General features: G+C 53.7%; 20 protein-coding genes. 12 read left to right on the top strand and 8 right to left on the bottom strand.

All coding sequences use genetic code 11. From position 1 onward, the window contains the following. Positions 1–71 precede the first annotated feature (71 nt). From ftsZ to nrdR, 11 genes are all read left to right on the top strand, one after another. Positions 72–1,292, top strand: a complete 1,221-nt coding sequence (ftsZ, locus tag JR346_RS06585; protein WP_204876345.1) for a cell division protein FtsZ — start codon at positions 72–74, stop codon at positions 1,290–1,292. Positions 1,293–1,451: 159 nt separating this feature from the next. Then, the gene (locus JR346_RS06580) at positions 1,452–2,207 is read left to right on the top strand and encodes a polyphenol oxidase family protein (RefSeq protein ID WP_240333896.1); all 756 of its coding nucleotides are present in this window, start codon (positions 1,452–1,454) and stop codon (positions 2,205–2,207) included. Beyond that, positions 2,204–3,007, top strand: coding sequence for a YggS family pyridoxal phosphate-dependent enzyme (locus JR346_RS06575; RefSeq protein WP_205482017.1), 804 nt, complete (start codon positions 2,204–2,206; stop codon positions 3,005–3,007). The genes JR346_RS06580 and JR346_RS06575 overlap by 4 nt, the downstream gene beginning before the upstream one ends. A gap of 69 nt (positions 3,008–3,076) precedes the next feature. Then, positions 3,077–3,697 carry a cell division protein SepF gene (locus JR346_RS06570; protein ID WP_205482016.1) on the top strand — a complete coding sequence of 207 codons (621 nt, stop codon included), beginning with the start codon at positions 3,077–3,079 and terminating at the stop codon, positions 3,695–3,697. Between the two features lie 4 nt (positions 3,698–3,701). Next, the gene (locus JR346_RS06565; protein ID WP_205482015.1) at positions 3,702–4,001 is read left to right on the top strand and encodes a YggT family protein; all 300 of its coding nucleotides are present in this window, start codon (positions 3,702–3,704) and stop codon (positions 3,999–4,001) included. Between the two features lie 431 nt (positions 4,002–4,432). Next, positions 4,433–5,080, top strand: a complete 648-nt coding sequence (locus JR346_RS06560; protein WP_204876327.1) for a DivIVA domain-containing protein — start codon at positions 4,433–4,435, stop codon at positions 5,078–5,080. A 212-nt stretch (positions 5,081–5,292) separates the two neighbouring features. Then, positions 5,293–5,823: a signal peptidase II gene (gene lspA / locus JR346_RS06555; protein ID WP_240333895.1), complete on the top strand. Its 531-nt coding sequence runs from the start codon at positions 5,293–5,295 to the stop codon at positions 5,821–5,823. Then, entirely contained in the window at positions 5,820–6,770 is a 951-nt protein-coding gene (locus JR346_RS06550; protein WP_204876322.1) for an RluA family pseudouridine synthase, read from the top strand. Before lspA ends, JR346_RS06550 begins: the two co-directional genes overlap by 4 nt. Before the next feature lie 48 nt (positions 6,771–6,818). After that, positions 6,819–10,358: a DNA polymerase III subunit alpha gene (gene dnaE / locus JR346_RS06545; protein WP_205482014.1), complete on the top strand. Its 3,540-nt coding sequence runs from the start codon at positions 6,819–6,821 to the stop codon at positions 10,356–10,358. A 438-nt stretch (positions 10,359–10,796) separates the two neighbouring features. Further along, entirely contained in the window at positions 10,797–12,137 is a 1,341-nt protein-coding gene (gene hisD / locus JR346_RS06540) for a histidinol dehydrogenase (protein ID WP_205482013.1), read from the top strand. A 57-nt stretch (positions 12,138–12,194) separates the two neighbouring features. Beyond that, the gene (nrdR, locus tag JR346_RS06535; protein ID WP_204876315.1) at positions 12,195–12,671 is read left to right on the top strand and encodes a transcriptional regulator NrdR; all 477 of its coding nucleotides are present in this window, start codon (positions 12,195–12,197) and stop codon (positions 12,669–12,671) included. Positions 12,672–12,796: 125 nt separating this feature from the next. Here the strand turns inward: nrdR and glgX are convergent, their stop codons facing one another. The 7 genes from glgX to map form a co-directional block, all read right to left on the bottom strand. Further along, on the bottom strand, positions 12,797–14,758 hold the full coding sequence (gene glgX, locus JR346_RS06530) for a glycogen debranching protein GlgX (protein WP_205482012.1): 1,962 nt from the start codon (positions 14,756–14,758) through the stop codon (positions 12,797–12,799). Then, positions 14,662–16,128, bottom strand: coding sequence for a glycogen synthase GlgA (gene glgA / locus JR346_RS06525; protein ID WP_204876310.1), 1,467 nt, complete (start codon positions 16,126–16,128; stop codon positions 14,662–14,664). The genes glgX and glgA overlap by 97 nt, the downstream gene beginning before the upstream one ends. A 5-nt stretch (positions 16,129–16,133) precedes the next feature. Then, entirely contained in the window at positions 16,134–17,429 is a 1,296-nt protein-coding gene (glgC, locus tag JR346_RS06520) for a glucose-1-phosphate adenylyltransferase (protein ID WP_205482011.1), read from the bottom strand. Further along, on the bottom strand, positions 17,426–19,552 hold the full coding sequence (gene glgB, locus JR346_RS06515; RefSeq protein ID WP_205482010.1) for a 1,4-alpha-glucan branching protein GlgB: 2,127 nt from the start codon (positions 19,550–19,552) through the stop codon (positions 17,426–17,428). The genes glgC and glgB overlap by 4 nt, the downstream gene beginning before the upstream one ends. A 36-nt stretch (positions 19,553–19,588) precedes the next feature. Further along, positions 19,589–21,994: a glycogen/starch/alpha-glucan phosphorylase gene (locus tag JR346_RS06510; RefSeq protein ID WP_205482009.1), complete on the bottom strand. Its 2,406-nt coding sequence runs from the start codon at positions 21,992–21,994 to the stop codon at positions 19,589–19,591. Between the two features lie 178 nt (positions 21,995–22,172). Next, positions 22,173–23,018 carry a polyphosphate--glucose phosphotransferase gene (gene ppgK / locus JR346_RS06505; protein WP_205483916.1) on the bottom strand — a complete coding sequence of 282 codons (846 nt, stop codon included), beginning with the start codon at positions 23,016–23,018 and terminating at the stop codon, positions 22,173–22,175. Positions 23,019–23,072: 54 nt separating this feature from the next. After that, a complete protein-coding gene (gene map / locus JR346_RS06500; protein WP_205482008.1) occupies positions 23,073–23,972 on the bottom strand; it encodes a type I methionyl aminopeptidase in 900 nt (299 codons plus the stop codon). Positions 23,973–24,205: 233 nt separating this feature from the next. Here map and JR346_RS06495 point away from each other — a divergent pair, with 233 nt between their 5' ends. Then, positions 24,206–24,418 carry an SPOR domain-containing protein gene (locus JR346_RS06495; protein WP_205482007.1) on the top strand — a complete coding sequence of 71 codons (213 nt, stop codon included), beginning with the start codon at positions 24,206–24,208 and terminating at the stop codon, positions 24,416–24,418. Between the two features lie 248 nt (positions 24,419–24,666). On the opposite strand, the gene panB is transcribed toward JR346_RS06495, so the two are convergent. After that, the gene (gene panB, locus JR346_RS06490) at positions 24,667–25,578 is read right to left on the bottom strand and encodes a 3-methyl-2-oxobutanoate hydroxymethyltransferase (RefSeq protein WP_370592573.1); all 912 of its coding nucleotides are present in this window, start codon (positions 25,576–25,578) and stop codon (positions 24,667–24,669) included. Between the last annotated feature and the right edge of the window lie 129 nt (positions 25,579–25,707).

Raw genomic sequence — 25,707 nt, 5'->3', positions numbered from 1 at the left:
TTTTTACCCCTTCAACCTCAAGGTTAAGGTTTGGGTTTGAGCGGCTCTTAAGAAGATTTATTGAGGCACAAATGGACGCAGCAACTCCCCAGAACTACCTGGCAGTTATCAAGGTCGTCGGTATCGGTGGCGGCGGTGTAAACGCTGTCAATCGCATGATCGAGGTCGGTCTTCGTGGCGTAGAATTCATCGCCATCAACACCGATGCGCAGGCCCTGCTGATGTCAGATGCTGACGTGAAGCTTGACGTTGGTCGCGAGCTTACTCGCGGTCTTGGTGCAGGCGCTAACCCTGAGGTTGGTCGCCAGGCAGCTGAGGATCACGAGCAGGAGATCGAAGAAGTGCTCAAGGGTGCTGACATGGTCTTCGTTACCGCTGGTGAGGGTGGTGGCACCGGCACCGGTGGTGCGCCCGTTGTCGCTCGCATCGCACGTTCGCTGGGTGCGCTGACTATCGGTGTTGTGACCCGCCCCTTCACCTTTGAGGGTCGCCGTCGTTCAAACCAGGCAGAAACCGGTATTGCGGCGTTGCGCGATGAGGTCGATACCCTGATCGTTATTCCTAACGACCGTTTGCTCTCCATCTCAGACCGCAACGTTTCGATGCTGGATGCTTTCAAGTCAGCTGACCAGGTACTTCTCTCAGGTGTTCAGGGTATTACCGACTTGATTACCACCCCCGGTTTGATCAACCTTGACTTCGCTGACGTGAAGTCAGTAATGCAGGGTGCTGGCTCAGCGCTCATGGGCATCGGCTCCGCATCGGGTGAAGACCGCGCCGTCAAGGCAGCAGAACTGGCTATTGCCTCCCCGCTGCTTGAAGCGTCCATCGACGGCGCTCACGGCGTTCTGCTTTCCATCCAGGGTGGCTCTGATTTGGGTCTGTTTGAAATTAACGAAGCAGCTCGCCTGGTTCAGGAAGTCGCTCACCCCGATGCAAACATCATCTTCGGCGCTGTCATTGATGACGCTTTGGGTGATGAAGCACGTGTGACCGTTATTGCGGCAGGCTTTGATTCAGTAAACCCCGAGACCAACTCAAATAACGCTAACGCCGCGGCAACCCAGGCGCAGCGTACCCAGCAGACTTTCGGCGGCAACTCAGCCCAGCAGCCAGGTGTAGCATCAGCACCCCAGCGCGGTGGCTTCTCAGCTCCCGCCGCTAACAGTTGGTCAAACCAACACTCTGACGTACCGGCATCCGCTAGTTTCGATGTTGATTTGCCTCCGGTAGTTGAGGACGCTCCTGCACCCCGCAAGGACTCACTGGACGTTCCCGACTTCCTTAAGTAAGTCTCACTCTGTAGCCATCGGCTAGGAACTTTCTAAGAGCAAGAGCACTGCCCCTGTCAGGGATCAGTCTCTTGCTCTTGGGCTATCTGTACCTTATAGTTTTCGCTGATTATTCGGTCAGCGTTGATACTGAGTCGGGGGAGTCCGTTGGATCTTTTCGTGTCGCACGAAGCCATTGAGACAGTGCAGGGCACCGTGCATGTTGCTTTCACGTCAAAAGTAGCCGGTAACTTAGGTTTGCATGTGGGAGATTCAATTCAAGCTCTTACTCACCGGTATGAGCTAGAGAAAGCTCTCGGTCTTGAGCAGGGTGCTATTGCCTATCTGAATCAAGTGCATGGCACCGATGTAGCCAGTGAGTTTCCCGATCCGGTAGCTGTTGATGCCTCTGTCGAGAATGCTGCCTGGGTCTTGGCATCGGCACCTGTTGCCGACGCGGCGGTCAGCAATGGCGCCAGGCGCCCCCTAGGTGTTTTGGTCGCCGACTGTATACCGTTGGTTTTCTGGGGTGTAACTGATCAAGGAAAAAATGTTACAGCTGTTGCCCATGCCGGGCGCAGGGGGCTACTCGATGGAGTTATTCAGGCAACACTTGAGCGTATGCAAGAACAAGGTGTTACGCAGGTGCGTGCCTGGATAGGACCCTCTATCTGTGGACGCTGTTATGAGGTTCCCGAGCAGCTGCAGCAAGAATCGGAGTTGCTGATGCCGGGCATCTCTAGCACAACGAGCTGGGGCACCCCTGCCTTGGATTTGCCTGCTGCGGCTATCGCTTTGCTGGGGAGCGATCCGACAGTGATTGAGGTGAACGCTGAAACTAACGTGTGTACTTTTGAGGATCATCGGGTGTCTTCGCATCGCAGGGCTGATGCGTCCAGAATTGCAGGTTTGATTTGGAAGGAAGAAAAAGAATGACGACCGATCGCCGCCAAGATCTTGAGCGTAACCTCTATCAGGTGCGGGCTCGTATAGCTGAGGCTGAGAGGGATTATTCGGGGGTGCGTCATGACTCATCGCCTGCGGTTCATTTGATGGCTGTCACCAAGTTTTTTCCGGCTAGTGATGTTGAGTTACTCTACGGTTTGGGTGTCAATCATGTCGGTGAAAATCGTGATCAGGAGGCATCTGCTAAAGCGCGTGATCTTGAGTCTCTCACCCGTAACGCTCAGAACCCTCTGCGGTGGTCTTTTATTGGTCAGCTGCAAACCAATAAGGCGAAGTCTGTGGTGCAGTATGCCACCGATATACACTCGATTGATCGTCTGTCGTTGGTCAAAGCGTTGGGCAAGGCATATAACCAGCAGGTAGCCCGCTACGAAAACGAGGAGGCGTCAGCTCCCCTTGCCTACCATCTGGGCGGTTTGAGCTGCCTGGTGCAGGTTAGTTTGGCTCAGGGGGAAGACACTGCCGGACGCGCGTCCGAAGGGCTGCGAGGTGGGGGTCATCAAGAGCTAGTTCTTGAGATTGCTTCAGCATTGGAGGCAACTGAAGGGCTGACCTGCGCCGGGGTTATGGCGGTTCCTCCGTTGGGTGCAGATACAGATCAGGCTTTTGAGCGATTGCACGAAATTTCTCAGAACTTGCGTCAGGAGTTTCCCCACGCAGCGCACATTTCAGCCGGCATGAGCACTGATTTAGAGTCAGCGATCCGGTGGGGATCCACTATTGTCCGGGTCGGTTCTCAAATCTTGGGGCCTCGCACACTGGTACAGTAGATATACAACCAAAACACCGTTCGACGGTGAAACATACTCAATTATTAGGCAGATTCATCGAGGAGAAAAATGTCGCGCACGCTTCAACAAGCCATGGCTTACTTAGGTCTTGCTGAACCCGGTGAGCCTGCCCCAGCACAACGTTCAACGAATCGTCGTGAAGAGTATTACCGGGATGAAGATTTAGATTTCCCTCGCGAAGAATTTTTTGAGGACTACAACACCACCACTGTAGAACCCGTGAGTCCTGAAACGGAATATGAAGATACCTCCGATTTCAATGAGGTTTTTGAATCAACTCCTATTGCTGAGGTTTCTTCTGGTTCTGGAAGCAAAGCTGCTCGCAGTCAGGTGGCGTCACCGGCTGCTACTACAAACGAAAGTGAAGAGGAATTGCGACGTATTACAACTATTCACCCCCGTTCATACAATGATGCCAAAATCATTGGTGAATCATTCCGTGAAAACATCCCTGTGATTATGAACGTTACCGATATGGCTGAGGGAGAAGCGAAGCGTCTGGTTGATTTTTCTGCGGGTCTTGCCTTCGCGCTACACGGCTCAATTGAGCGTGTGACCGACAAAGTTTTCTTGCTGACCCCCGCTAACCTCGAAGTGCTGGGTGCCGAAGGCACCGAAATTCCGGTGCCTGTGGATGAGGATTCGCACGGCTTCTTTAACCAGGACTAGAGTCGTGGGTTATCTCTTAGCGGTTCTTGCTTTTGCGGTTTATGTCTTTCAGCTGGTGCTCATGCTTCGTCTGGTGCTCGACTGGGTGCAGATGTTCGCGGGCTCGTGGCGTCCACGGGGTGTCATGTTAGTGGCTGCTTCAGCCATTTATGCTGTTACTGACCCGCCGATGAATGCCCTGCGTAGGCTGGTTCCTCCCATTCGAATGGGAGCAATCTCGTTTGATGTGGGCTTCTTGATTCTGTTCTTTGCGGTGTCTTTTGTATCTATTTTCTTGCAGAGACTGCTGGTGAGTTTTTCGTGATTTGCTGGGTCAGCAGTCAGAGTACGTTTGCTGGGGCGTGAAAAGCTAGCGGGTAACTTGTGCTTTGAAGCCTTTGAAATGGAACCTGCTGTTTATTGGCTGTGTGTCAAACATCAACTAACTTGTGGGCTGTTTTGTGGATAAGATATTAATAGTTTTTGTCTAAAATACTAGAAGTTAGAATTTGTCATCGTTGAGGGCGCATCCCGGTTCAACCCGAAAGGGTGTGAAGCTACCTGAAGCTCACAGCACTTGCCATATGTAAAGCGGTAACTTTTTATATAGAAAACAAGAGCTGGGGGCTTGCTGGCAAATTGGCGCGGTGAGTCGCTCAAAAGATTGTAAGATTCTGTTTAGTTAAAGATGTTTGGGGTAACATCTGATCACCATCTCCTATGGTGATACGGTTCGATTTATGAGGTGATTCATTCGTGGCTCTTACGCCAGAAAACGTAATCAACAAGGGGTTTAAGTTTACGAAATACACCAAGGGCTACTCCATGGAAGAAGTCGATGACTTCTTGGACGAGGTAGTTGTTGAGTTTCGTCGCTTGAACGCTGAGAACGCTTCACTGAAGCGCCAGCTTGAAGAAACTGAGGCTAAGCTGGCAGCTGCCGAAGAGGCACAGTCACAGGTCCTTGATTCTGAGATTGTGGGTGATGCTACACCTGCTGCAAGCCCCGCCACGGCTGCGCCCGTTGCTGAACCTGTACCCGTTGCAGCGCCTGCGGCTTCGCAGACTCCTGCGCCCGATAACGCCGCGTCCTTGCTGGCCATGGCACAAAAGGTTCACGATGACTACGTTGCTGCCGGTAAGGCAGAGAAGGAACGTATGGTTGGTGAGGCGCGTAGCGAAGCAACGTCACTGGTTGCTGATGCTCGTACCGAACGCAACCGTGTTCTGGGTGAACTGGATCAGACCAAGAAGCAGCTTGAAATCTCGGTAGATAACCTGCGTAACTTCGAAAAGCAGTACCGTGAGGGTCTGCGTCACTTGATGGAATCTAACCTCAAGGAGCTGGAATCAACCCCTAGCATCGAACCGCAGCAGAGCACTTTCTCACGCCAGGAATTCTAATCCTTTCAAGGGAAAAATCAGCGTTAGGCTAGTTTCTCTCAATGGCTGAATACAAGAGGTGGCGGTAAAACCAGTGAGTGGTTTTGCCGCCACCTCTTTCTGCGTACTTCCGGCGTTGGGGAGGCACTTTGGGGTACTGTTGGGTAGCTCATTTTCACTGGAGTTAGCTGCGCGATAAGCTAGAGACTTCACGAGTAAAAAGGGGACTGTGAGTGAACGATAAGAAGCCGGTGAAGCTGGTCGATGACAGGTGCAAGAAGGGGCTGATGGCTCTTGTTGTTGTGCTGGTGTACGCTGCGGATCAGCTGAGCAAAGCTGTCGTTGAACGCACGATGGAGCTGGGACAGCGTATTGAAGTTATCGACGGGTTCTTTCGGTGGTTTTATATACTCAATCCAGGTGCTGCCTTCTCTTTTGGCGAGGGGCACACATGGGTTTTTACCCTTATTCAGTCGGTGGCGGTTTTGATTGTTATTGTCGCTCTGGTACGTTCGCGTGCTCTCTGGTGGATCCTGAGTTTGGCAACTCTGTTAGGGGGGATTCTGGGTAATCTGACGGATAGGTTGTTCAGGCCTCCGGGGTTCGGCACAGGTCATGTTGTAGATTTTATTTCGGTAGGTAACTTCGCTATTTTCAACATCGCTGATGCTGCGATTTGCTGCGCGATGGTCGGTGTTATCCTGCTGACCCTGGTGGGTTTAAAACTTGATGGTAGCTACGAGACGAAGGCTGAGAAAGCATGAGTAACCGTATTCAGCGAGAACTAGTAGTGCCTGAGGCGGAGGCGGGTGCGCGCCTAGATGCTGTACTTGCAGCTGCCTGCGATGTTCCGCGTGCGCTGGCTGCTGAGTGGGCGAGTACCGGGGACGTGCAGATTATTCGTGATGGTAAAGCTGTAAAGACCACGAAGTCAGCAAAAGTTACAGAGAATGACCGTCTGGTGATTGATGCCCCTGCCCCCCGTGATTTGGCGGATATCAACCCCGAGTATGTTGATGGCTTTTCGGTAGTGTATCAGGATGACGACATCGCGGTGGTCGATAAGCCCGCAGGCGTTGCTGCTCATCCCTCCCCTGGGTGGCACGGTCCCACGGTTGTAGGTGTGCTTTTGGGTGCAGGGGTATCGGTATCAACATCTGGCGCATCCGAGCGTCAGGGGATTGTGCATCGACTGGACGTCGGCACCTCAGGTCTCATGGTTGTTGCTAAGAACGAGCACTCTTATGCAGAGCTCAAACGAGCTTTCAAAGAGCGTACCGTTGAGAAGGTCTATCACACGCTAGTGCAGGGGATTCCCGACCCTCTTAAGGGCACCATCGACGCTCCTATCGGTCGCCACCCCGGTCACGAGTGGCGGTTCGCGGTGATTGAGGGTGGTCGCGATTCAGTGACCCACTACGAGGTGCTTGAGGCATACGGTCCGGCATCCCTGGTTGAGGTTCATCTTGAGACAGGACGCACTCATCAGATCCGCGTACATTTTTCTGCCTTGAAACACCCCTGCTTGGGCGATCTGACCTACGGTGCTGACCCTGCTGTCAGCGCGAATCTGGGTCTAACCCGCCAGTGGTTGCACGCCCATAAGCTGGGCTTTACCCACCCTAGCACGGGTCAGTACGTTGAATTTGAATCGAGTTACCCTGAAGATTTGAACTTTGCGGTTGAGCAGCTGCGCGACGGCAACTTCTAAACCCAGCACCCCTAATATTTTCTAAGCATCGAGAGAAACGAGCGATCTGTGAGCGGCAAAGGCTTCACCCATCTTCACGTACACACCGAGTACTCCATGCTTGATGGGGCTGCTCGACTCACCGATTTGTTCGATCATGCTAAAGAGCTGGGCATGAGCTCTTTGGCAACCACTGACCACGGTTTTCTTTTCGGCGCGTTCGACTTTTGGAATAAAGCGCGTCAAGCTGATGTGAAGCCGATTATCGGTGTGGAAGCCTACGTGACACCCGGTACTGCGCGTCAAGACCGTACTCGCGTGAAGTTTGCTGATGGTGGTCGTGATGACGTTTCCGGTGGTGGTGCTTACACCCATATGACTCTGTGGGCTGAAAATACTGCTGGCATGCACAACTTATTCCGCGCGTCCTCCCTCGCCTCCTTGGAGGGGCATTTCTACAAGCCGCGTATGGATAAAGAACTCTTGCAGACCTACGGTAAGGGCCTGATTGCAACTACCGGTTGTCCCTCGGGAGAAGTCCAAACTCGTCTGCGTCTGGGACAGTACCGGGAGGCGGTGCAGGCAGCAAGCGATTTCCGCGATATCTTCGGGAAAGAAAATTATTACTGCGAGATTATGGATCACGGTCTTGATATTGAAAAGAACGTGATGAATGATCTCCTCAAGCTGTCTAAAGAGCTCAACCTTCCTCTGGTTGCTACTAATGATTTGCACTACACCCATGCGGAGGATTCTAAAGCCCATGAGGCACTGCTGTGTGTGCAGTCAGGTTCAACCTTGCAAGACCCCAAGCGTTTCAAGTTTGATGCGGATAATTTTTACCTGAAGTCGCCGGAGGAAATGCGTCATCTCTTCCGCGACTTTCCCGAGGCTTGCGATAACACCCTGGAAATCGCTGAGCGCTGCAATGTTGAGTTCAATACCAAGGCAAACTATATGCCGCGCTTTCCCGTGCCTGAAGGGGAGAACGAGGAATCGTGGTTCGTCAAAGAAGTCGAAAACGGTCTGCGCTACCGTTTTCCCAACGGCGTTCCTGACAATGTACGCAAGCAGGCAGAGTACGAGGTGAGTATCATCTCTCAGATGGGCTTTCCCGGCTACTTCTTGGTGGTTGCTGACTTTATTAACTGGGCGAAGTCTCAGGGGATTCGTGTAGGTCCGGGTCGTGGATCGGGTGCGGGCTCAATGGTGGCGTACGCCATGCGTATTACCGATTTGAACCCTCTAGAACATGACCTGATTTTCGAGCGCTTTCTCAACCCTGACCGAGTGTCAATGCCCGACTTCGATGTGGACTTCGATGATCGTCGCCGCTCAGAAGTGATTCACTACGTCACTGAGAAGTATGGCGAAGACAAGGTAGCGATGATCGTTACCTACGGTACTATCAAGGCAAAACAGGCTCTTAAAGACTCCTCGCGCGTGCTGGGCTACCCCTTCTCTACCGGTGAGCGCCTGACTAAGGCGATGCCCGATGATGTGATGGGTAAGAACATTGCCCTGGCGAATGTCTATAACCCTGAGGACAAACGTTACAAGGACGCGGGCGATCTGCGCGAGCTGATTGAAACCGACCCTGATTCAGCGAAGGTTTTTGAAACCGCTAAGGGTATTGAGGGGCTGAAACGTCAGTGGGGCGTACACGCTGCGGGCGTCATCATGTCGAGCCATAATCTCATTGACGTGATTCCGATTATGCGCCGTGAGCAAGATGGTCAGGTCATTACCCAGTTTGATTACCCCACCTGTGAGGGTCTGGGTCTGATCAAGATGGATTTCTTGGGTCTGCGTAACCTCACTATCATCTCGGATGCGCTCGAAAACATTAAGATGAACCGCGATGAAGAGCTTGATCTTGAAACCCTCGAAATTGATGATGTTGAGTCGTACAAGCTGCTAGCTCGTGGCGATACCCTCGGTGTGTTCCAGCTCGATGGCGGGCCCATGCGTCAGTTGCTGAAACTTATGCAGCCCGATCACTTTGAACATATTTCCGCGGTGCTTGCCCTCTACCGCCCCGGTCCTATGGGCGCTAACTCGCACACCAACTACGCCTTGCGTAAGAACGGTCTGCAGGAAGTTACCCCGATTCACCCCGAGCTTGAAGAGCCGCTGGCGGAGATTCTTAACACCACCTACGGCCTGATTGTATATCAGGAACAGGTTATGGCGATTGCTCAGAAAGTCGCGGGCTACTCTCTGGGTGAGGCTGATATTCTGCGTCGAGCCATGGGCAAGAAGAAGAAAGCGGAGCTGGATAAACAGTACGCGACCTTCCATCAGGGCATGCTCGATAACGGCTTCTCAGAAGAGGCTGTTAAGGCGCTCTGGGATATTCTGTTGCCTTTCTCTGACTATGCTTTTAACAAGGCGCACACCGCAGCCTACGGTTTGGTTTCCTACTGGACGGCATACCTCAAGGCCCATTACCCGCAGGAATACATGGCTGCGCTGCTGACATCAGTGGGCGATGATAAAGACAAGCTGGCTCTGTATCTTAACGAGTGCCGTCACATGAACATCACGGTGTTGCCGCCCGATGTTAACGAGTCAGCGCTGAACTTCACCCCTGTAGGCAAAGATATTCGCTTTGGTATGGGCGCTATTCGTAACGTCGGTGCCAACGTGGTGACCGCTATGGTCGAAACCCGTGAAGAGAAGGGGCGCTTTGAATCCTTCCACGACTTCCTGAAGAAAGTACCCGCTGTGGTGTGTAATAAGCGCACTGTAGACTCGCTCATTAAAGCTGGTGCTTTCGATGATTTGGGGCACCTACGTAGACCCTTGTCGGTGATTCACGAAGAGGCAATTGACGCGAACATCTCGGTCAAACGTCAAGAAGCTGCCGGTCAGTTCGATCTCTTTGGTGATTTGGGTGGTGGGGGAGACGACCCTGCTGATGAGCTTATGATTTCTATTCCCGATCTGCCAGAGTGGGAAAAGAAAGACAAGCTCAACTTTGAACGTGAGATGCTGGGGCTCTACGTGTCTGACCACCCCCTGCGCGGTCTTGAGGAGCAGCTTGATGCCCTTTCGGACGCGTCCATTCAGTCTCTGCTGGATGAAGATTCAAGCCGCGGAGACGGCTCTATCGTGACAGTAGCGGGTATGATTACCTCGGTCTCACGGCGTATCGCTAAAGCCAGTGGTAACCCTTACGCGCGCATCGAGTTAGAAGACCGTACCGGCTCCATCGAGATTATGTTCTTCGGTAAGGTCTACGGTCCTTACTCAAATGCTCTTATTGAAGACCAAATCTGCACTATTAAGGGACGTCTGCAACGCCGTGACGATGGCTCGGTGACTATTTCTGCCCAGGAGATGCAGCAGCCAGAAATTACCGCTGACGGTAAAGCTGGTCCGGTGACCCTTTGTATTTCCGAGTACAAAGCAACCCAAGATTCCATTACCGCCCTGCGTGATGTCTTGGAAAACCACCGCGGCGAGTCTGAGGTTCGGATTGTGCTTCAAACCCGTACGAAGAAAGTTCTGATGCGCATACCACCGCAGTTGAGGGTTACTCCCAACCCCGCCCTCTACAGTGATCTTAAGGTGATATTTGGTCCAACCTGTCTGGATGCCTCGTAAGAGGATCCAGCAGTAGTCACTTTCTTCACATGCCGCCCCTGATGACGATAGGTGCTTGGTACAAGACCTTGTTCATGGGGCGGCATCGCTGTGACCGGTTGAGTGCGAGACCATCCTTGCGTTCTAAAAGATGATTTGACCTTAACCATAAGATCGGTCTTACGAGAAACTTAACAATAAAGTAACTTGGGGAGGGCAACCCGCAGTCTGCTTCTACTTCATCCCCGCTCTGGTTCTTGTTGTCACCGGTGCGGGTCGCCTTTCACTGGACTACCTACTCTTCCGCAGCAAGTAGCTCCATTTCGGAACCTTAGGTTTGAGCCACAGCCAGCTATCGATCTTCGGTGGCTGGCTTTTCATGCCCCCCATATCACTTACAACCCTGTGTAAAACGGTCATAATCTTTTGAGAAGAGACGCCTGCTTGTAGACTAAAACCATGACACAAGACCAGCTCTCACCTGTTAACCTACGTACCATCGACCTCCGCGGAACAAACCATACCTACGCGCAGTTGCGTACCATCGTCCCGCGCCAATCCTCTGAATACGTGGGCAATGCAGCTAAGACCGTCGAAAGGATTATCGCCGGTGTGCGTGAGCGCGGTGCGCAGTACCTGCGAGAGCTGTCAGCCCAGTTCGATCAGGTGGAACAAGGAGCGCTGCGGGTGCCTCAGTCAGCTATTGACGAGGCAGTTGCCAGTTTGACCCCTGAAGTCCGTGCCGGTCTTGAAGTAGCGATTGAGCGCACTCGCACTTTTGCGCGTGTCCAGCGTCCTGCAGACGCGCGTGTTGAGGTTGCTCCCGGTGCTACCCTTGTGAACCGCTGGACTCCCGTGCGCCGTGCTGGTGTCTATGTTCCCGGTGGCTTGGCGGTGTACCCCTCATCGGTGGTGATGAATACGGTGCCCGCCCAGGCCGCGGGCGTTGAGTCAATTGTTCTGTGTACCCCGCCCCAAAAAGAATTTGGCGGTATGCCCCACCCCACCATTCTGGCGGCAGCCGGTTTGTTGGGTATTAGCGAGGTTTGGGCGATCGGAGGGGCGCAGGCATTAGCCGCAATGGCGTATGGCGTAGCAGATGGGGATGACTACTTAGAGTCGGTTGATACCATTACCGGTCCCGGTAATATTTTTGTAGCCCTAGCTAAGCGAGCTTTGCAGGGCGTGGTGGGTGTAGACGGTGAGGCGGGAACCACCGAAATTGCCGTTATCGCTGATGATACAGCGACCCCCGCATTTGTAGCGGCGGATCTTATCTCTCAGGCGGAACACGACCCCAACGCAGGCTCTGTGCTTATCACTCACTCTCAGCAGCTGGCTGAGTCGGTGCGCGCCGAAATCACCGCGCAAACTGCGGCGACCAAACACAGCGAGCGCGTCCGCACTGCCCTTGAGGGCGTTCAATCAGGCGTTATTCTCACCGATTCATTAGAAGCATCAGTGCTGGTTGCTGATGCTTACGCCGCTGAACACCTTGAAATTCATACTGAAAATGCTGCCGACGTGGCGTCACAGGTTCGCAATGCGGGGGCGATTTTTATTGGCTCGTACTCACCTGTTCCTCTGGGAGATTACGCAGCAGGATCCAACCACGTACTGCCCACTTCTGGCACCGCAGCTTTTGCCTCGGGGCTCAACACTACCGTCTTTATGAAAGCGGTTCAGCTTATTGAATACAGCAAGGACGCCTTGGCTGAAATCGGTGACAGCATTGTGGCTCTGGCTGAAGAAGAGGATTTGCCCGCTCACGGGCAAGCCATTACGGCAAGAACTCGCTAGACTAAAGACAGACTGAAAACTGAATTTTTCACCATCAGAAGAGAGCTGCAGCTAAAAGTGTTTTGCCCTTACTGCCGTCACAGCGAATCCCGCGTTGTTGATTCCCGTACCACAGATGACGGTGCGGCAATTCGCCGTCGCCGTCAGTGTACCCAGTGTGGACGCCGGTTCAGCACCGTAGAGACTACGGCGGTGACCGTTATCAAGCGTTCGGGTGTTACTGAGCCCTTTAACCGTGAGAAGATTGTTAGCGGTGTGCGTAAGGCCTGTCAGGGTCGCCCCGTTACAGAGGATCAGCTCGCGAAGCTGGCGCAGGAGGTCGAAGAGACTATTCGTGCGCAGGGGCTGGCAGAGATTGATGCTCATGCGGTGGGTCTGACGATTTTGGAACCACTGTCGCGTCTTGATGCGGTAGCTTACCTTAGGTTTGCAAGTGTGTATCAGGGTTTTGAGAGCCTGTCAGATTTTGAAGCAGCCATTGGTAAATTGCGTCATGCTGAAGATGCGCAGCCTGAACAGACGACTCTGCTGTAGCTGATTCAAGAAACATATATTGAATAACGCCGCCGGCGCACTATCTCAAACCCGTGGGGGATGAGGGTGCGTCGGCGGCGTTTTGCAGTGTAGCTCAGGAAAAGGATCGTAGAGCCTGTTAGCTGCTAGGAGTAGAGTCTCACTGAATGCGGTAGGTAAAGATCTGTTGCGAACTCTTCCTTCCAGTCGCGTCCGTGCGGATGCGGCGGTAGAGTCAGCTCGTGCCCCTCACCGGTGTTGAAGACCAATAGGAGGTCATCCAATTGCAACTGTACGCAGCGGAAAGCTGGGTCGTTCCACTGGAACTCTTCTACCGGCTGCCCGTCAGCCCGCCACCATTGGGCGTGCTCACCGTGAATGAAACTCTTTTGGCGTAGCGGGGCAAAGCGACGACGAACCTTTGTCAGCTCTGCCACGAAAGCCGTCAAATCAGCATCCGCTGACGCCCAGTCAAGCCAAGTCTTTTCGTTGTCTTGGCAGTAGGCGTTGTTATTGCCGTGCTGGGTGTTGCCCATCTCATCGCCCACCAATAGCATAGGAACGCCTTGGGAGAACATGAGCGTTGCGAGCATCGCCCTTACCCTGCGCGAGCGTGCCGCCGTGATCTCAGGAACATCGGTGGGACCTTCCACACCAAAGTTATTGCTGTGGTTGCCGTTGTGCCCATCCTGGTTATTTTCACCGTTAGCCTCATTGTGTTTTTGAGAGTAGCTCACTAAATCATGAGCGGTGAAACCATCGTGGGCGGTGATGAAGTTGATGGAGGTTGTTGCTGGTCTGCCGTCGTGATCAAAGATGTTCGCGCTGCCCAGAAGAACTGAGGCAAGCTGACCCATCGTGCCATCATTACCCAACCAGATTCTGCGCACCGTATCGCGGTACTGATCGTTCCACTCGCGCCAAGGGTACGGGAAACTACCGACCTGGTAGCCCCCCAACCCAATGTCCCAAGGCTCAGCAATCATTTTAAGATCTCTGAGAACGGGATCTTGTGCCACTGCCTGGAAGAAAGCTGCCTGCGACGAAAAACCGGTACTCGTACGTCCTAGCGTGGTGGCAAGGTCGAAACGGAAACCATCTACCCCGTAACGCAGGGCAAAATGGCGCAACGAATCAAGCACTAGACGCATCACATCGGGAGTGCGCACCGAAAGGGTATTGCCCGTACCGGTGTCATTAGCGTAGGAACAGTCCTCGTTGCGCACGTAGTAACCCACATCGTTGAGCCCTCGCATTGAGAGAATCGGCCCGTGATTATCGCCCTCACCGCTGTGATTGAAGACCACATCAAGAAGTACCTCAATGCCGTTTTCATGCAGGGTATGAACAGCCTGGCGAAACTCAGCATCAGCCCGTTCACCCGTATGGTCAGTGGCGTAGCGAGGCTCTAGAGCAGAGAACCCGATAGGCTGATAACCCCAATAGTTCACCAGCCCCCGAGCCACCACGTGCTGATCATCAATGAAGGTTTGCACCGGCAAAAGCTCTAGAGCTGTTGCACCGATGGTCTTCAGGTGCTCAATTACAGCGGGCTGAGCAAGAGCCGCGTAGCTACCCCGAAGCTCGGGGGCGACATCCGGATGATTCTGCGTCAGACCCTTAACATGCGCCTCCACAATCACAGTGTCTTCCCACGCGTGCTGGGGACGGTTAGAAACAGGATCCAACCCATCATCGGCCGGTGCCATGATAATACCCTTGGGCACTACTTTTGCGCTGTCCTCAGCGTTATCACCTGCCATCAGCGGGTTCCAGGTGAGGGTGGACTCTATCAGTTGCGCCCACGGATCAATGAGCAGCTTCTGAGGGTTAAAGACCGATCCCTCACCCGAAGCGCGCAGTCCGTAACGACGACCGGGGATAGCCTCAGCAATATTGCCCACCCAGTACTCACCTTCACAACGATCAAGCTCGTGACGTGTTTCTTCACCGCTCTCATCAAAAAGACAAAACCATACCTGCTCTGCCTGCGGCGCCCAGACCTCTACCCTCATGAAACCAAATCGCTCAAAAGTGCGTGATACTGCTGCGCGGAACCATCCCAACTTACTGGAGCGGTCATAGCGGTTGTACGGAGCTTTTCCCACGCCGGAGTATCAGCGTAAAGATCAGCGGCACGACCCAGAGCAAAACTCAGACCACCGGCATCAATGGTGCCGCCCAAGTAAGCGTCCCCAAAGGTGAAACCGGTAGCTACTTCACGTTCAAGATTCTCAGGCGTTGCATCGCAAACGGTATCACGCAGACCACCGGTAGCGGCAACCACCGGTATCGCACCATAGCGCATACCGTACAGCTGGGTCAGACCGCTGGGTTCAAAACGAGAGGGCACCAACACCACATCACCGGCAGCATACAAACGGTGGCTTAGCGCTTCGTCGTAGCCCAGACACAGACCCACCTTACCGGGGTAACGTGCCGCTAAATCGCTGAGCGCAGCCTCATATTCAGCGTCACCTGAACCTAGAATTGCGACCGCTCCACCGCGTTCCAAGAAACCGGGTAACGCTTGAACCATCAGGTCAATACCTTTTTGATAGGTCAGACGGGTTACCACCACAGCCAAAGGTCCGGTGGGCTGCTCAAGATTAAACTCATCAAGCACCCGCTGGCGGTTAACAGCCTTACCTACAGGATCAGCTACTGAGTAGGGAACAACATGCTCATCGGCAGCTGGATCCCATACCTTGGTATCAATACCGTTAATGATGCCCCAAAGCTCACCGCGCTCGCGACGGACTGAGACAACACCCTCCAAACCAAACCCGAACTCGGGGGTTGTGAGTTCCTGGGCGTAGCTTGGACTCACCGTCGTCAAACGTGAAGCGTGAATCATACCGGCTTTGAGCGTAGAAAGATTACCGTGATACTCCAGTGCCTCTGGGGTAAAGTCCCAGCGAGGAAGACGTATACTATCTAACTCATCCGACCCAACGATACCCTGAAACGCAATGTTATGAACGGTCATAACGGTGGGTACCGAAGAGCCAGCGTACTTGAGATACGAAGGCACTAAGCCCGCCTGCCAGTCATGTACATGCACCACATCAGGCTTCCATCGATCGCTGGTACCGTGCATCGCGATCTGTGCACCAACCCAGCTCAGCGCAGCAAACCTGATGTGATTATCGTGGTGATCGTGACCGTTCGCTGAGTAAGGACCACCATCGCGGGCAAAGAGGTGGGGAGCATCCAGTAACAAAACTTTCAACCCATCGACCGTACCGCGCACAACAGCTGCAGGACCGCCAAACAAATCCTCATCGCACCACACCCGAACACCGCGCTCTACGCGATCGAGCAAGCCCGGATAAGCCGGAAGCAGCACCTTGGATGACCACCCCAAAGGCTCAAGAGCTGCAGGCAGCGCCCCCACCACATCGGCGAGACCGCCAGTTTTCATCAGAGGTACGCATTCGGAGGCAACCGAAAGAATACGTCGTGTGCGTCGAGCCATAAGAATTATCCTTCTAGAACAGAAGCGCGATGATCTAACATGCGCTGAGTAATAAGTGTTACCCCACCGGAGGTGACTCGGAACCAGCGTGCATCTTCTTCGGGATCTTGCCCTACAACAAGATTCTCGGGAATACGCACACGGCTATCAATAATACAGCGGGTCAGCTCAGCTGAACGCGCGATATTTACCTGGGGCAGAATAACGGTCTGCTCTACTTGTGCATAGGAGTGGACACGAGTACCCGTAAACAGCAAAGAGTTCTCTACCGATGCCCCCGAGATAACACAACCACCTGAAATAAGGGAGTCAGTTGCAACACCGCGGCGTTCGCCCTTGTTGTGAACAAACTTTGCAGGAGGGGTGATCTCTCCGTAGGTCCAAATTGGCCAGGTACGATCGTAGAGATCTAGCGGGGGAATGGGACTGGTCAAATCGAGATTCGCCTGCCAGAAAGAATCAAGAGTACCGACATCGCGCCAGTAAGCTTCAACTTCGAGACCGCTGGTGATACAAGAATCCGCGAATCGGTGGGCGTATGCTCGACCGTCTGCCACAATCTTAGGAATGATGTCGTGACCGAAATCGTGGGAAGAAGAAATATCAGCTGCATCTTCTAACAGAATTTCGCGCAAGAATGCCCAATCGAAGATGTAGATGCCCATGGACGCGAGGGACTGATCAGGATTTTCGGGGGTACCGGGAGGATCAGCAGGCTTTTCGAGGAAATCAACGATGCGGCTATTGTTATCAACTGCCATCACACCGAAACCGCTTGCCTCTTCACGGGGAACAGTCAAGCAGCCGACGGTAACACCCGCGCCTTTTTCGACGTGATCCTGCAACATGATCTCGTAGTCCATTTTGTAGACGTGATCGCCTGCAAGAACAATGACGTAAGAGACATTGTAATCATCCACAATGTCAATGTTCTGGTAGATGGCATCGGCGGTGCCCAGGTACCACTGGTTTTCCGATACACGCTGGCTCGCGGGGAGGATATCGAGGAACTCACCGCGTTCTGCGCGGAAGAAGCTCCAGCCGCGCTGCAGGTGACGGATCAAAGAGTGCGCCTTGTACTGGGTTGCAACCGCCATCTTGCGAATACCTGAGTTGTAGGCATTTGACAGGGGGAAGTCGATGATACGCGCGTTGCCGCCGAACTGAACAGCAGGCTTAGCGCGCCTGTCGGTTAGTTCCTCTAGTCGGCTACCGCGTCCGCCCGCGAGGACGAAAGCCATGGCTTGGCTGGAGAGACGGTGCTTGGAGTCCCGAACACTGGTGGGCACAGAAAGGTTCATGATTGATCCTCAACAAAATAGATAACTGAAAGGGGCGGGAGCGTGAGCAGAGCGGATTGAGCTTCGTTGCCCATAGGCACGGGCTCAGTTTCGATGGCACCATCGTGACCGCGGTTGCCACCGTGGTAGTGAGAAGAATCGGTATTGAGTGCTTCAACCCAGCGACCTGCGAGGGGGAAAGGCACACGGAACCCCTCGCGCTCTACGGGGGTTAGATTCATTACCACAACAATATGAGGGTCGCCTAGGGCACCACGACGCAGCCAGGCGTATACCTGCTCGTCGATGGAATCCACCAGTAACCACTGGAAACCTTCGGGAGTCATCTCCCGCCGATGAAGAGCAGGCTGATTGCGGTACAGCGCATTGAGGTCGCGTACCAGTTCAAGAACACCTGCGTGACCGGGGTCGGTCAGGATATCCCACTGAAGTTCGCCCCGGTAATCCCACTCGCGGGGCTGACCAAATTCCTGACCCATAAACAGCAACTTCTTGCCGGGGTAAGCCCACATATAAGCCAAAAATGCTTTGAGATTGCCGAGTTTCGCGGCATGATCTCCGGGCATGCGTCCGTACAGTGACCCCTTGCCGTGTACCACTTCATCGTGGCTAATGGGCAACATGAAGCGTTCGCTGAAAAGATAAGTGAACCCGAATGTCAGCAGGTTAGAGTGATGCTTGCGGTAAATCGGGTCAAGACCAAAGTACTTGAGTGAATCATTCATCCAGCCCATGTTCCACTTGTAGTCAAAGCCCAGACCACCGTGCTGGGTCTCTCGGGTCACGCCGGGGAATGTCGTTGATTCTTCAGCGACCATCATCGCCCCTTCAACGGTGCGTGCAATGGCGTCATTAGTGCTCTGAATAAAGTCGATAGCCTCGTAGTTCTCGTTGCCGCCGTCTTTATTGGGCACCCACTGACCGGGCTCTCGGGAATAGTCACGGTGAATAATGGACGCTACGGCATCGACGCGCAGACCATCGAGGTGATACTCCTGTAGCCAATAGAGCGCATTAGAACGCAAATGACCGGCAACTTCTGGTCTACCGTAGTTATAAATCAGGGTGTTCCAATCGGGATGGAAACCCTCCTGCGGGTTCTGGTGCTCGTAGAGAGCCGTGCCGTCGAACTCACCCAGGCCGTGAGCGTCCGTGGGGAAATGACCGGGAACCCAGTCGGCAAGAACCCCGAGTCCGCGCTGATGGGCGCAATCAACAAACGCCTGGAAATCCTCAGGAGTACCCAACCGTGAGGTGGGGGCGTACATACCCACCGGCTGATAGCCCCAAGAACCACCGAAGGGATGCTCTGTAATGGGCAGAACCTCGATGTGGGTAAAGCCCAAATCAGCTACATAATCAATCAGATTCTGCCAGCCCTCTTTACGCCAGGATTCTAAATGAACCTCGTAGATACTCACCGGAGCATCCAGTGCTTGGGCTTGCGAGCGCGTCGCTAGCCATTGCTCGTCTGACCACTTGTAACGCCCTAAAGACCGCACCACTGAGGCGGTTTCAGGGGGTAGCTGGGCACCTATCGCTACGGGGTCTGCTTTGAGAGGCAGCACCTGATCATGAGCGCCCAAGATTTCATACTTGTAGATTTCGCCTTCGCCCAGACCGGGAATAAAGAGCTCCCAGATTCCGCTAGAACCGCGCGGACGCATGGGGTGGGCAATACCGTTCCAGTGGTTAAAAGCGCCCACTACAGATACCCGCCGGGCATTAGGTGCCCACACGGCAAAGTGGACTCCCTGTACCCCCTCGTGAGTCATCGGGTGAGAACCGAGTGTCGTCCACAGGCTCTCGTGCCGACCCTCACCCACCAAGTACTCATCAACAGCACCCAAAACGGGGGAGAACCGGTATGGATCTTCTCTCTCATCTACCCATCCACTGACCCACTGGATGCGTAGCTTGTAATAGGGAAGCAACTGCCCGCTAAAGACCGGTAGGTCACCCCATAACTGAGTCAGCTCGCTTTGATCAGTGCTGTTAACAGCCCATACCTTTTGAGCGCCTGGTATAAGAACTACCAGACCATCCTCGCTCGGTCCCAGAACCCGAAATGGGTCTGGGTGTTTTCCTGCTGCGAGTGCTCGTGCTTCTGACTCAGTTATCATGGGTGATCTTGCTCCTTAGTGTGCAGCGACTAAGCCTTACAGGGCTGAGTCAATGCCCCATACTTCTCTCATGTAGTCACGCACTGAACGGTCTGAACTGAAGTACCCCATGCGGGCAATGTTCAGAACTGCCATGCGCTGCCAGCGAGTCTCGTCGCGGTATGCTTCTTCGACTTCTTGTTGAGCACGGTCATAATCATCGAAGTCTGAGGCAACCAAGAACCAGTCGCTGTTCCACATGTTGTCGACCAGCTGACCGAAACGGTAGGGCTCTTCTTTGCTGAAGGTGCCCTCTGCGACTGCCTGAAGAATATCGCGCAGTGCCTGGCTCTTCTCAATGGCTGCCCTGGAGTGACCGGGCTGGCTGCGACGTTCAGCGACCTGCTCAGTGGTCAAACCAAAGAGGAAGAAGTTCTCCGCACCCACATGCTCACGGATTTCAACGTTAGCGCCATCGAGAGTGCCGATGGTTAGCGCGCCGTTGAGAGCGAACTTCATGTTGCCGGTACCCGATGCCTCCATGCCTGCAGTTGAAATCTGTTCACTGAGATCGGACGCGGGAATCAGCTTCTCTGCCATCGACACGTTGTAGTTAGGCGGGAAAGCGATGCGCAGCAAGTGGTTGGTCTCGGGATCATTGTTCACAACCTCGGCAACGTCATTAATCAACTTAATGATGTCTTTAGCGGTGTGGTAACTGGGTGCTGCCTTACCAGCAAAAATCTTCACACGGGGAACCCACCCTGCGTTGGGATTACGCTTAATGCGCTGGTAATGCGCGATGGTCCACATGATGTTCAGCAGCTGACGCTTGTACTCGTGCATGCGCTTGACCTGCGAGTCAAAGAGCGCATCGGTGGGCAACACAATGCCGTGTTCATCCTTCAACCACTGCGTAAAGCGCAGCTTGGCTTCCTTCTTTGTCTGCCCAAAAGCGTCCAAGAACTGGGGATCATCAGCATAGGGCTCAAGTTCACGCAGACGATCAAGGTCAGTTTCCCAACCCTCACCGATGGTCTCGGTAATCAAGGTCGCCAAAGCGGGGTTAGCAATCTTCAGCCAGCGGCGGGGAGTAATACCGTTGGTAACGTTCACAATGCGATCGGGGTTGAGTGCGTTCTGCACCGGGAACAGCTCGGTCTTCACCAGCTCGGTGTGCAGCGCCGAAACACCGTTTACCTTGTGGCTGGTGCTAAAAGCCAAGCTACCCATATTGACCTGGTCGCCCGAAATCAGGCGGTCAGGGTGCGCCGAGCCTGCCTGCAGCTCAACCAACTTCTGGTCCAAACGCTCGATAATCTGCAGGTGACGCGGCAGAACATTGCGCATCAAGCCAACAGTCCAACGCTCCAGCGCCTCGGGCAGCAGAGTATGGTTGGTGTAACCCAAAACGCGGGTTGAGAGATTAACAGCGCGGTCAAAATCGAAACCGTGTTCATCAACCAGAATACGAATAAGTTCAGGACCAGCAATTGCCGGGTGCGTATCGTTCATCTGAATAGCAGCGTGCTGATCAAGGTTCTCCAAAGAATCATGACCCACCAGGTGACGACGCACGATATCTTGAACGGACGCCGAGGTCAGAAAGTACTCCTGCGACAGGCGCAACTGCTTTCCACCGTCCGTCGTGTCATTGGGGTAGAGTACACGGCTGAGGCTACGCGCCATAGTTTCAGCTTCGGAGGCTGCCGCGAACTCACCGGAGTTAAATCGACCCAAATCGAAGAGATCAGCATTGGGGGTTGCCGCCCACAGACGCAGGGTGTTAGCCCACTGAGCGCCGTAACCAACAATCGGGGTATCAAATGCCTGCGCCTGGACGTGAGTGCCGGGATTCCAGCGCAAGACACCGTTCTCTTCATAGACATCACCGCCAAAGCCCACGCCGTAGACCGATTCGGGGCGACTGAAATCCCAGGGAGTACCGTGAGCCAGCCAGTTCTCAGGGTTTTCCTGCTGGCGTCCGTCTTCAAAGCTCTGCTCGAACAAACCGTGCTCGTAGCGCAGGCCGTAACCGTAGGCGGGGCAACCAACAGTTGCCATAGATTCCATGTAGCAAGCTGCCAAACGCCCCAGACCACCGTTACCGAGAGCAGCATCAGGTTCTTCGCGGACGACGGTCTCAAAATCCACACCCAAATCAGCCAGCGCCTCAGCTGCGGTATCGCGAATACCGAGGTTGGTCGCCAAATCTTCCATCAGTCGGCCAATGAGGAACTCCATGGAGAGGTAATAAACGCGCTTGCGATCCTCATCCCAGGTACGACGGGTTGATGCAAACCAAGGCTCCACCGCCTGGTCGCGCAAAGCATATGACAGGGCAATCAGCCAGTCAAAATTCGTGGAATGCTGCGGGTCTTTACCCGCAGTGTACTGAAGGTGCTTAAGAAGTGATTCTTTAAAAACAGGGGTTGATAGCTCAGGGCGTTCTTTATCTGACATACCCCTATCATAGCGCTATTGTATAGCGCAGATTACAATCCAAACGACATGCCGATAAATATCAAGATAATCCCTTATCGTGAGACAGATCATGGCATTTTATGGGTAAAAAACTGCGGGTTTCTTACCCCATCATTCGGTAAGAAACCCGCAGTCTATTGTCTGTTCACAACTTTACCTACGCAGAACGCTTGACAACTTCTTTCGGCTGACCGTGAGCCCAAATAGCAGCACCCACAATGCCCGCATTATTACGTAGCTGAGCCATCACAATCGGAGTCTTAACATCCTCTTCAAAATAAGGTAAGAACTTCTCGGGGTTCTTAGAAACGCCCCCACCGACCACGAACAAATCAGGGGAGAAGAGCATCTCAACGTGGGTGAAATAGCGGCGCAGACGCTTGCCATACTTCTTCCATGAAAGATCCTCGCGCTCGCGGGCACGGGCGGACGCCTTGCTCTCAGCATCGTGCCCATCAATCTCAAGGTGACCTAGCTCGGTATTGGGAATCAGCTGACCATTCATAATCAGAGCAGAACCAATACCGGTGCCCAAGGTAATCATAGCAATCAGACCTTCCTGATCGCGTCCCTGACCATAGACTGCCTCGGCAAGACCCGCTGCATCTGCATCGTTGAGGGCATACACGGTACGACCGCCCAAAGCCTCAGACATAATGCTCTGCAAATCAGCACCAATCCACGACTCGTCAACGTTAGCCGCTGAGAGGGTCACACCATTCTTGACGATGGCAGGAAAATCAATACCAATTGCTGAATCTTCAGCGGGTGAAAGCTCGCGGGACTGCAACTCGCTAACAATCTCGCGTACCACCTCAGCGCAATTTTCGGGGGTCGCCGGCGAGGGGGTGGGAATGCGAAAACGATCTGATACCAGTTGACCGGTGCGGGTATCAACAATGCCGCCTTTCATACCGGTGCCGCCAATATCGATGCCAATAGCGAGATCAGCCCTAGTGGGTGCCGGAAGTTCCACGGTGATGGTTTCGGGTGCAGATGCCATCATGATTACCTTTCATTGCTCTTAATAAAATGTCAGTGAGAAGATGCGAAAGAATTAGGGCAGAGTCAGAATGTCAACGCCGTCGGCAGTGACAACCATAGTGTGCTCAAACTGGGCTGAGCGTTTGCGGTCGCGGGTGACAACCGTCCAGTCGTCCTCCCACATATCCCACTCAATATCGCCCAAGGTCAGCATCGGCTCAATCGTGAAAATCATGCCTTCTTCAATAACGGTGTCGTATGCCGGGGAAGCATCATAGTGGGGGATAATCAGACCGGAGTGGAACTCCCTACCAACGCCGTGACCGGTAAAGTCGCGCACAACCCCGTAGCCAAAGCGTGCCGCGTACTTTTCGATAACGCGCCCAATAACATTGATTTCGCGACCGGGCTTGACCGCTTTCATCGCGCGGTTGAGGGACTCTTCAGTGCGTTCTACCAGCAGGCGTGATTCTTCATCAACATCGCCTACTAACAAGGTGCGGTTGGTGTCGCCGTGCATACCGTCAAGGTAGGCGGTGACGTCCAAATTCAAAATGTCGCCGTCTTCAAGCACCGTGGTATCTGGAATGCCGTGGCAGATCACCTCGTTCAGTGAAGTACACACGCTCTTGGTGAAGCCGCGGTAGTCAACCGTAGAGGGGTAGGCGCCGTGATCGCAAATGTACTCGTGTACTAGCACATCAATCTGATTGGTGGTGGTACCGGGGACGGCGATTTTTTCTGCTTCAACAATGGCACCTGCAGCGATTTTTCCGGCTGCACGGACGCGTTCAATTTCTTCTGCCTTGTAGAAGTTTGAGAGAACGCCTTCGATGGGGTTCTTCTTGCCTATGTATTCAGGACGCACGATGTGGGCAGGAACTTTGCGCTGAGGGGCTACGGTGCCGGGTTTGAGGGCGCCGACGGGTGCCTTGCCGGGCTCTGCGGGCAGATTGTGAGAAGTCTTAGACATACTCCTTATGGTAGACGGTTCTCTCAGCTGACGCTGAGCCCTCTAGTCCCTTATGCGTGCCAAGCCTAGAAATTTTTTCCCCTCTACCCGCCATTCACCTTTTAATGTACGTTTTACCTCCCCGCGTGAGGTAAAACGTACATTAAAAGGTGAATGAGACATTGAACTGCTGAAACCACCACATTAGACTATAGCGTGAGTCACGCTAGTAAATTTTTAGAGAGAGGATGCTTATGAGCCAGTTGAGCGACGATTTGCCCGGTTCCACCAAGACCGAGTACTGGTACAACACATCAACCGGTGAGGTAGAGGAGGGGCAGCAGTCAGCAGTAACCAAGCTTTGGGGTCCTTACGCTACCTACGAAGAAGCCGCCAATGCGATGAAAACAGCCCAGGCTCGCAATGAGCAGTGGGAAGAAGAGAATAAGCGCTGGGCTGAGGGGTAGAGCAGGTTTATCCCACACACCTGTACAATCTCCCGCGCCCTTTTAGTGAGTGTGCGGGAGATTTTTCTGAAGAAATATTTAGGGTCTGACAGCAGAAGGGGAAGCAACATAAGGTGAACTGGCTGGGCCTGGCATGAATCTCCCGCGCCAGTGCTAGCGAACACGGGAGAGAGAGCTAGTTCGCCCTTGCCGAGCCCGGAGCTATCTGTCGAATGAACCCCCATACCTGAGAATCTATTTAGGGGGCGTTAGACCTCAAAGCTGTGTTCGGGGGCGGGGTAAGCGCCTGAGCGAATATCGTCCTGGTAGGCGCGGGCTGCGTCCGAAAAAATCTTGTGCAGGTTCGCGTACTGTTTGACGAAACGCGCCATCTTGCCTTCGCGTAAGCCCATCATGTCTTGCCAGACCAGCACAAAACCTGTGGCATCGCTACCGGCACCGATGCTGACCATAGGTACAGGGCCGATGGCTTGGTTGACAGCGGTGGCAGTATCGTTAGTGGTCATTTCGAGCAGAACGCAGAAAGCGCCGGCTTCTACGAGGGCTTTAGCGTCTTCTACCACGTGGGCGGAGGCGTCCCCGCGTCCTTGAATTCTAAAGCCACCGAGGGCGTGTTCGGCTTGAGGGGTAAATCCGATGTGAGCCACCACGGGAATGCCGGCGTTCACTACAGCGCGCACGTGCTCGGCGTAGTAGGCAGAGGCTTCCATCTTAACGGCGTGGGCACCGCCTTCTTTCATGAAACGCACGGCTGTTTCAACTGCCTGGGCAGGGGAGACCTGGTAAGAACCGAAAGGCATATCTGCAATGACAAAGGCGCGTTTAGTCGCTGAAGATACGGCAGCTACTAGGGGAATCATCTGGTCAACGGTAATAGTGAGGGTTGATTCGTGCCCCAGTACGTTGTTACCTGCTGAATCACCGACCAACAGGGTTTCAATACCGGCCGCGTCAAAGACAGCGGCGGTGAGCGCGTCGTAACAGGTGAGCATCGCGAATTTTTCGCCGTCTGCTTTGGCTTGTGCCAGGTGGACGGTACGGATTTTTTTGACTTTATCGAGGGCGTAGTCGCTGTGACGGTCAGGTGCAGATGCGGACGCGCCGCTGCCGTAGGGGGCGGTGGTCTCAGCAGTGGGGTGGGTTGAACTCATAACCTTCATTTTACGGGTAGACGGTAACAAATCTAAGCGAGCGTAGATTTTACACGCGCGTAACCTACGGATACTTCACACACCGCCACCGGTACATTGACCGGTTGGTGGTGCGTTATAGAGTTGAATCATAGAAAA

Origin of the sequence: Rothia sp. ZJ932, assembly GCF_016924835.1 — a bacterium.
GTDB lineage: Bacteria > Actinomycetota > Actinomycetes > Actinomycetales > Micrococcaceae > Rothia.
The sequence above is the reverse complement of the archived record's forward strand: the minus strand, read 5'-3'. Positions and strand labels throughout refer to the sequence as shown.

Excerpts from the sequence above, each read along its gene's own strand:
- ftsZ (WP_204876345.1), top strand. The coding sequence starts at position 72 with ATGGACGCAGCAACTCCCCAGAACTACCTGGCAGTTATCAAGGTCGTC.
- JR346_RS06575 (WP_205482017.1), top strand. The coding sequence starts at position 2,204 with ATGACGACCGATCGCCGCCAAGATCTTGAGCGTAACCTCTATCAGGTG.
- JR346_RS06570 (WP_205482016.1), top strand. The coding sequence starts at position 3,077 with ATGTCGCGCACGCTTCAACAAGCCATGGCTTACTTAGGTCTTGCTGAA.
- JR346_RS06550 (WP_204876322.1), top strand. The coding sequence starts at position 5,820 with ATGAGTAACCGTATTCAGCGAGAACTAGTAGTGCCTGAGGCGGAGGCG.
- hisD (WP_205482013.1), top strand. The coding sequence starts at position 10,797 with ATGACACAAGACCAGCTCTCACCTGTTAACCTACGTACCATCGACCTC.
- glgA (WP_204876310.1), bottom strand. The coding sequence starts at position 16,128 with ATGGCTCGACGCACACGACGTATTCTTTCGGTTGCCTCCGAATGCGTA.
- glgC (WP_205482011.1), bottom strand. The coding sequence starts at position 17,429 with ATGAACCTTTCTGTGCCCACCAGTGTTCGGGACTCCAAGCACCGTCTC.
- glgB (WP_205482010.1), bottom strand. The coding sequence starts at position 19,552 with ATGATAACTGAGTCAGAAGCACGAGCACTCGCAGCAGGAAAACACCCA.
- JR346_RS06510 (WP_205482009.1), bottom strand. The coding sequence starts at position 21,994 with ATGTCAGATAAAGAACGCCCTGAGCTATCAACCCCTGTTTTTAAAGAA.
- ppgK (WP_205483916.1), bottom strand. The coding sequence starts at position 23,018 with ATGGCATCTGCACCCGAAACCATCACCGTGGAACTTCCGGCACCCACT.
- map (WP_205482008.1), bottom strand. The coding sequence starts at position 23,972 with ATGTCTAAGACTTCTCACAATCTGCCCGCAGAGCCCGGCAAGGCACCC.
- JR346_RS06495 (WP_205482007.1), top strand. The coding sequence starts at position 24,206 with ATGAGCCAGTTGAGCGACGATTTGCCCGGTTCCACCAAGACCGAGTAC.
- panB (WP_370592573.1), bottom strand. The coding sequence starts at position 25,578 with ATGAAGGTTATGAGTTCAACCCACCCCACTGCTGAGACCACCGCCCCC.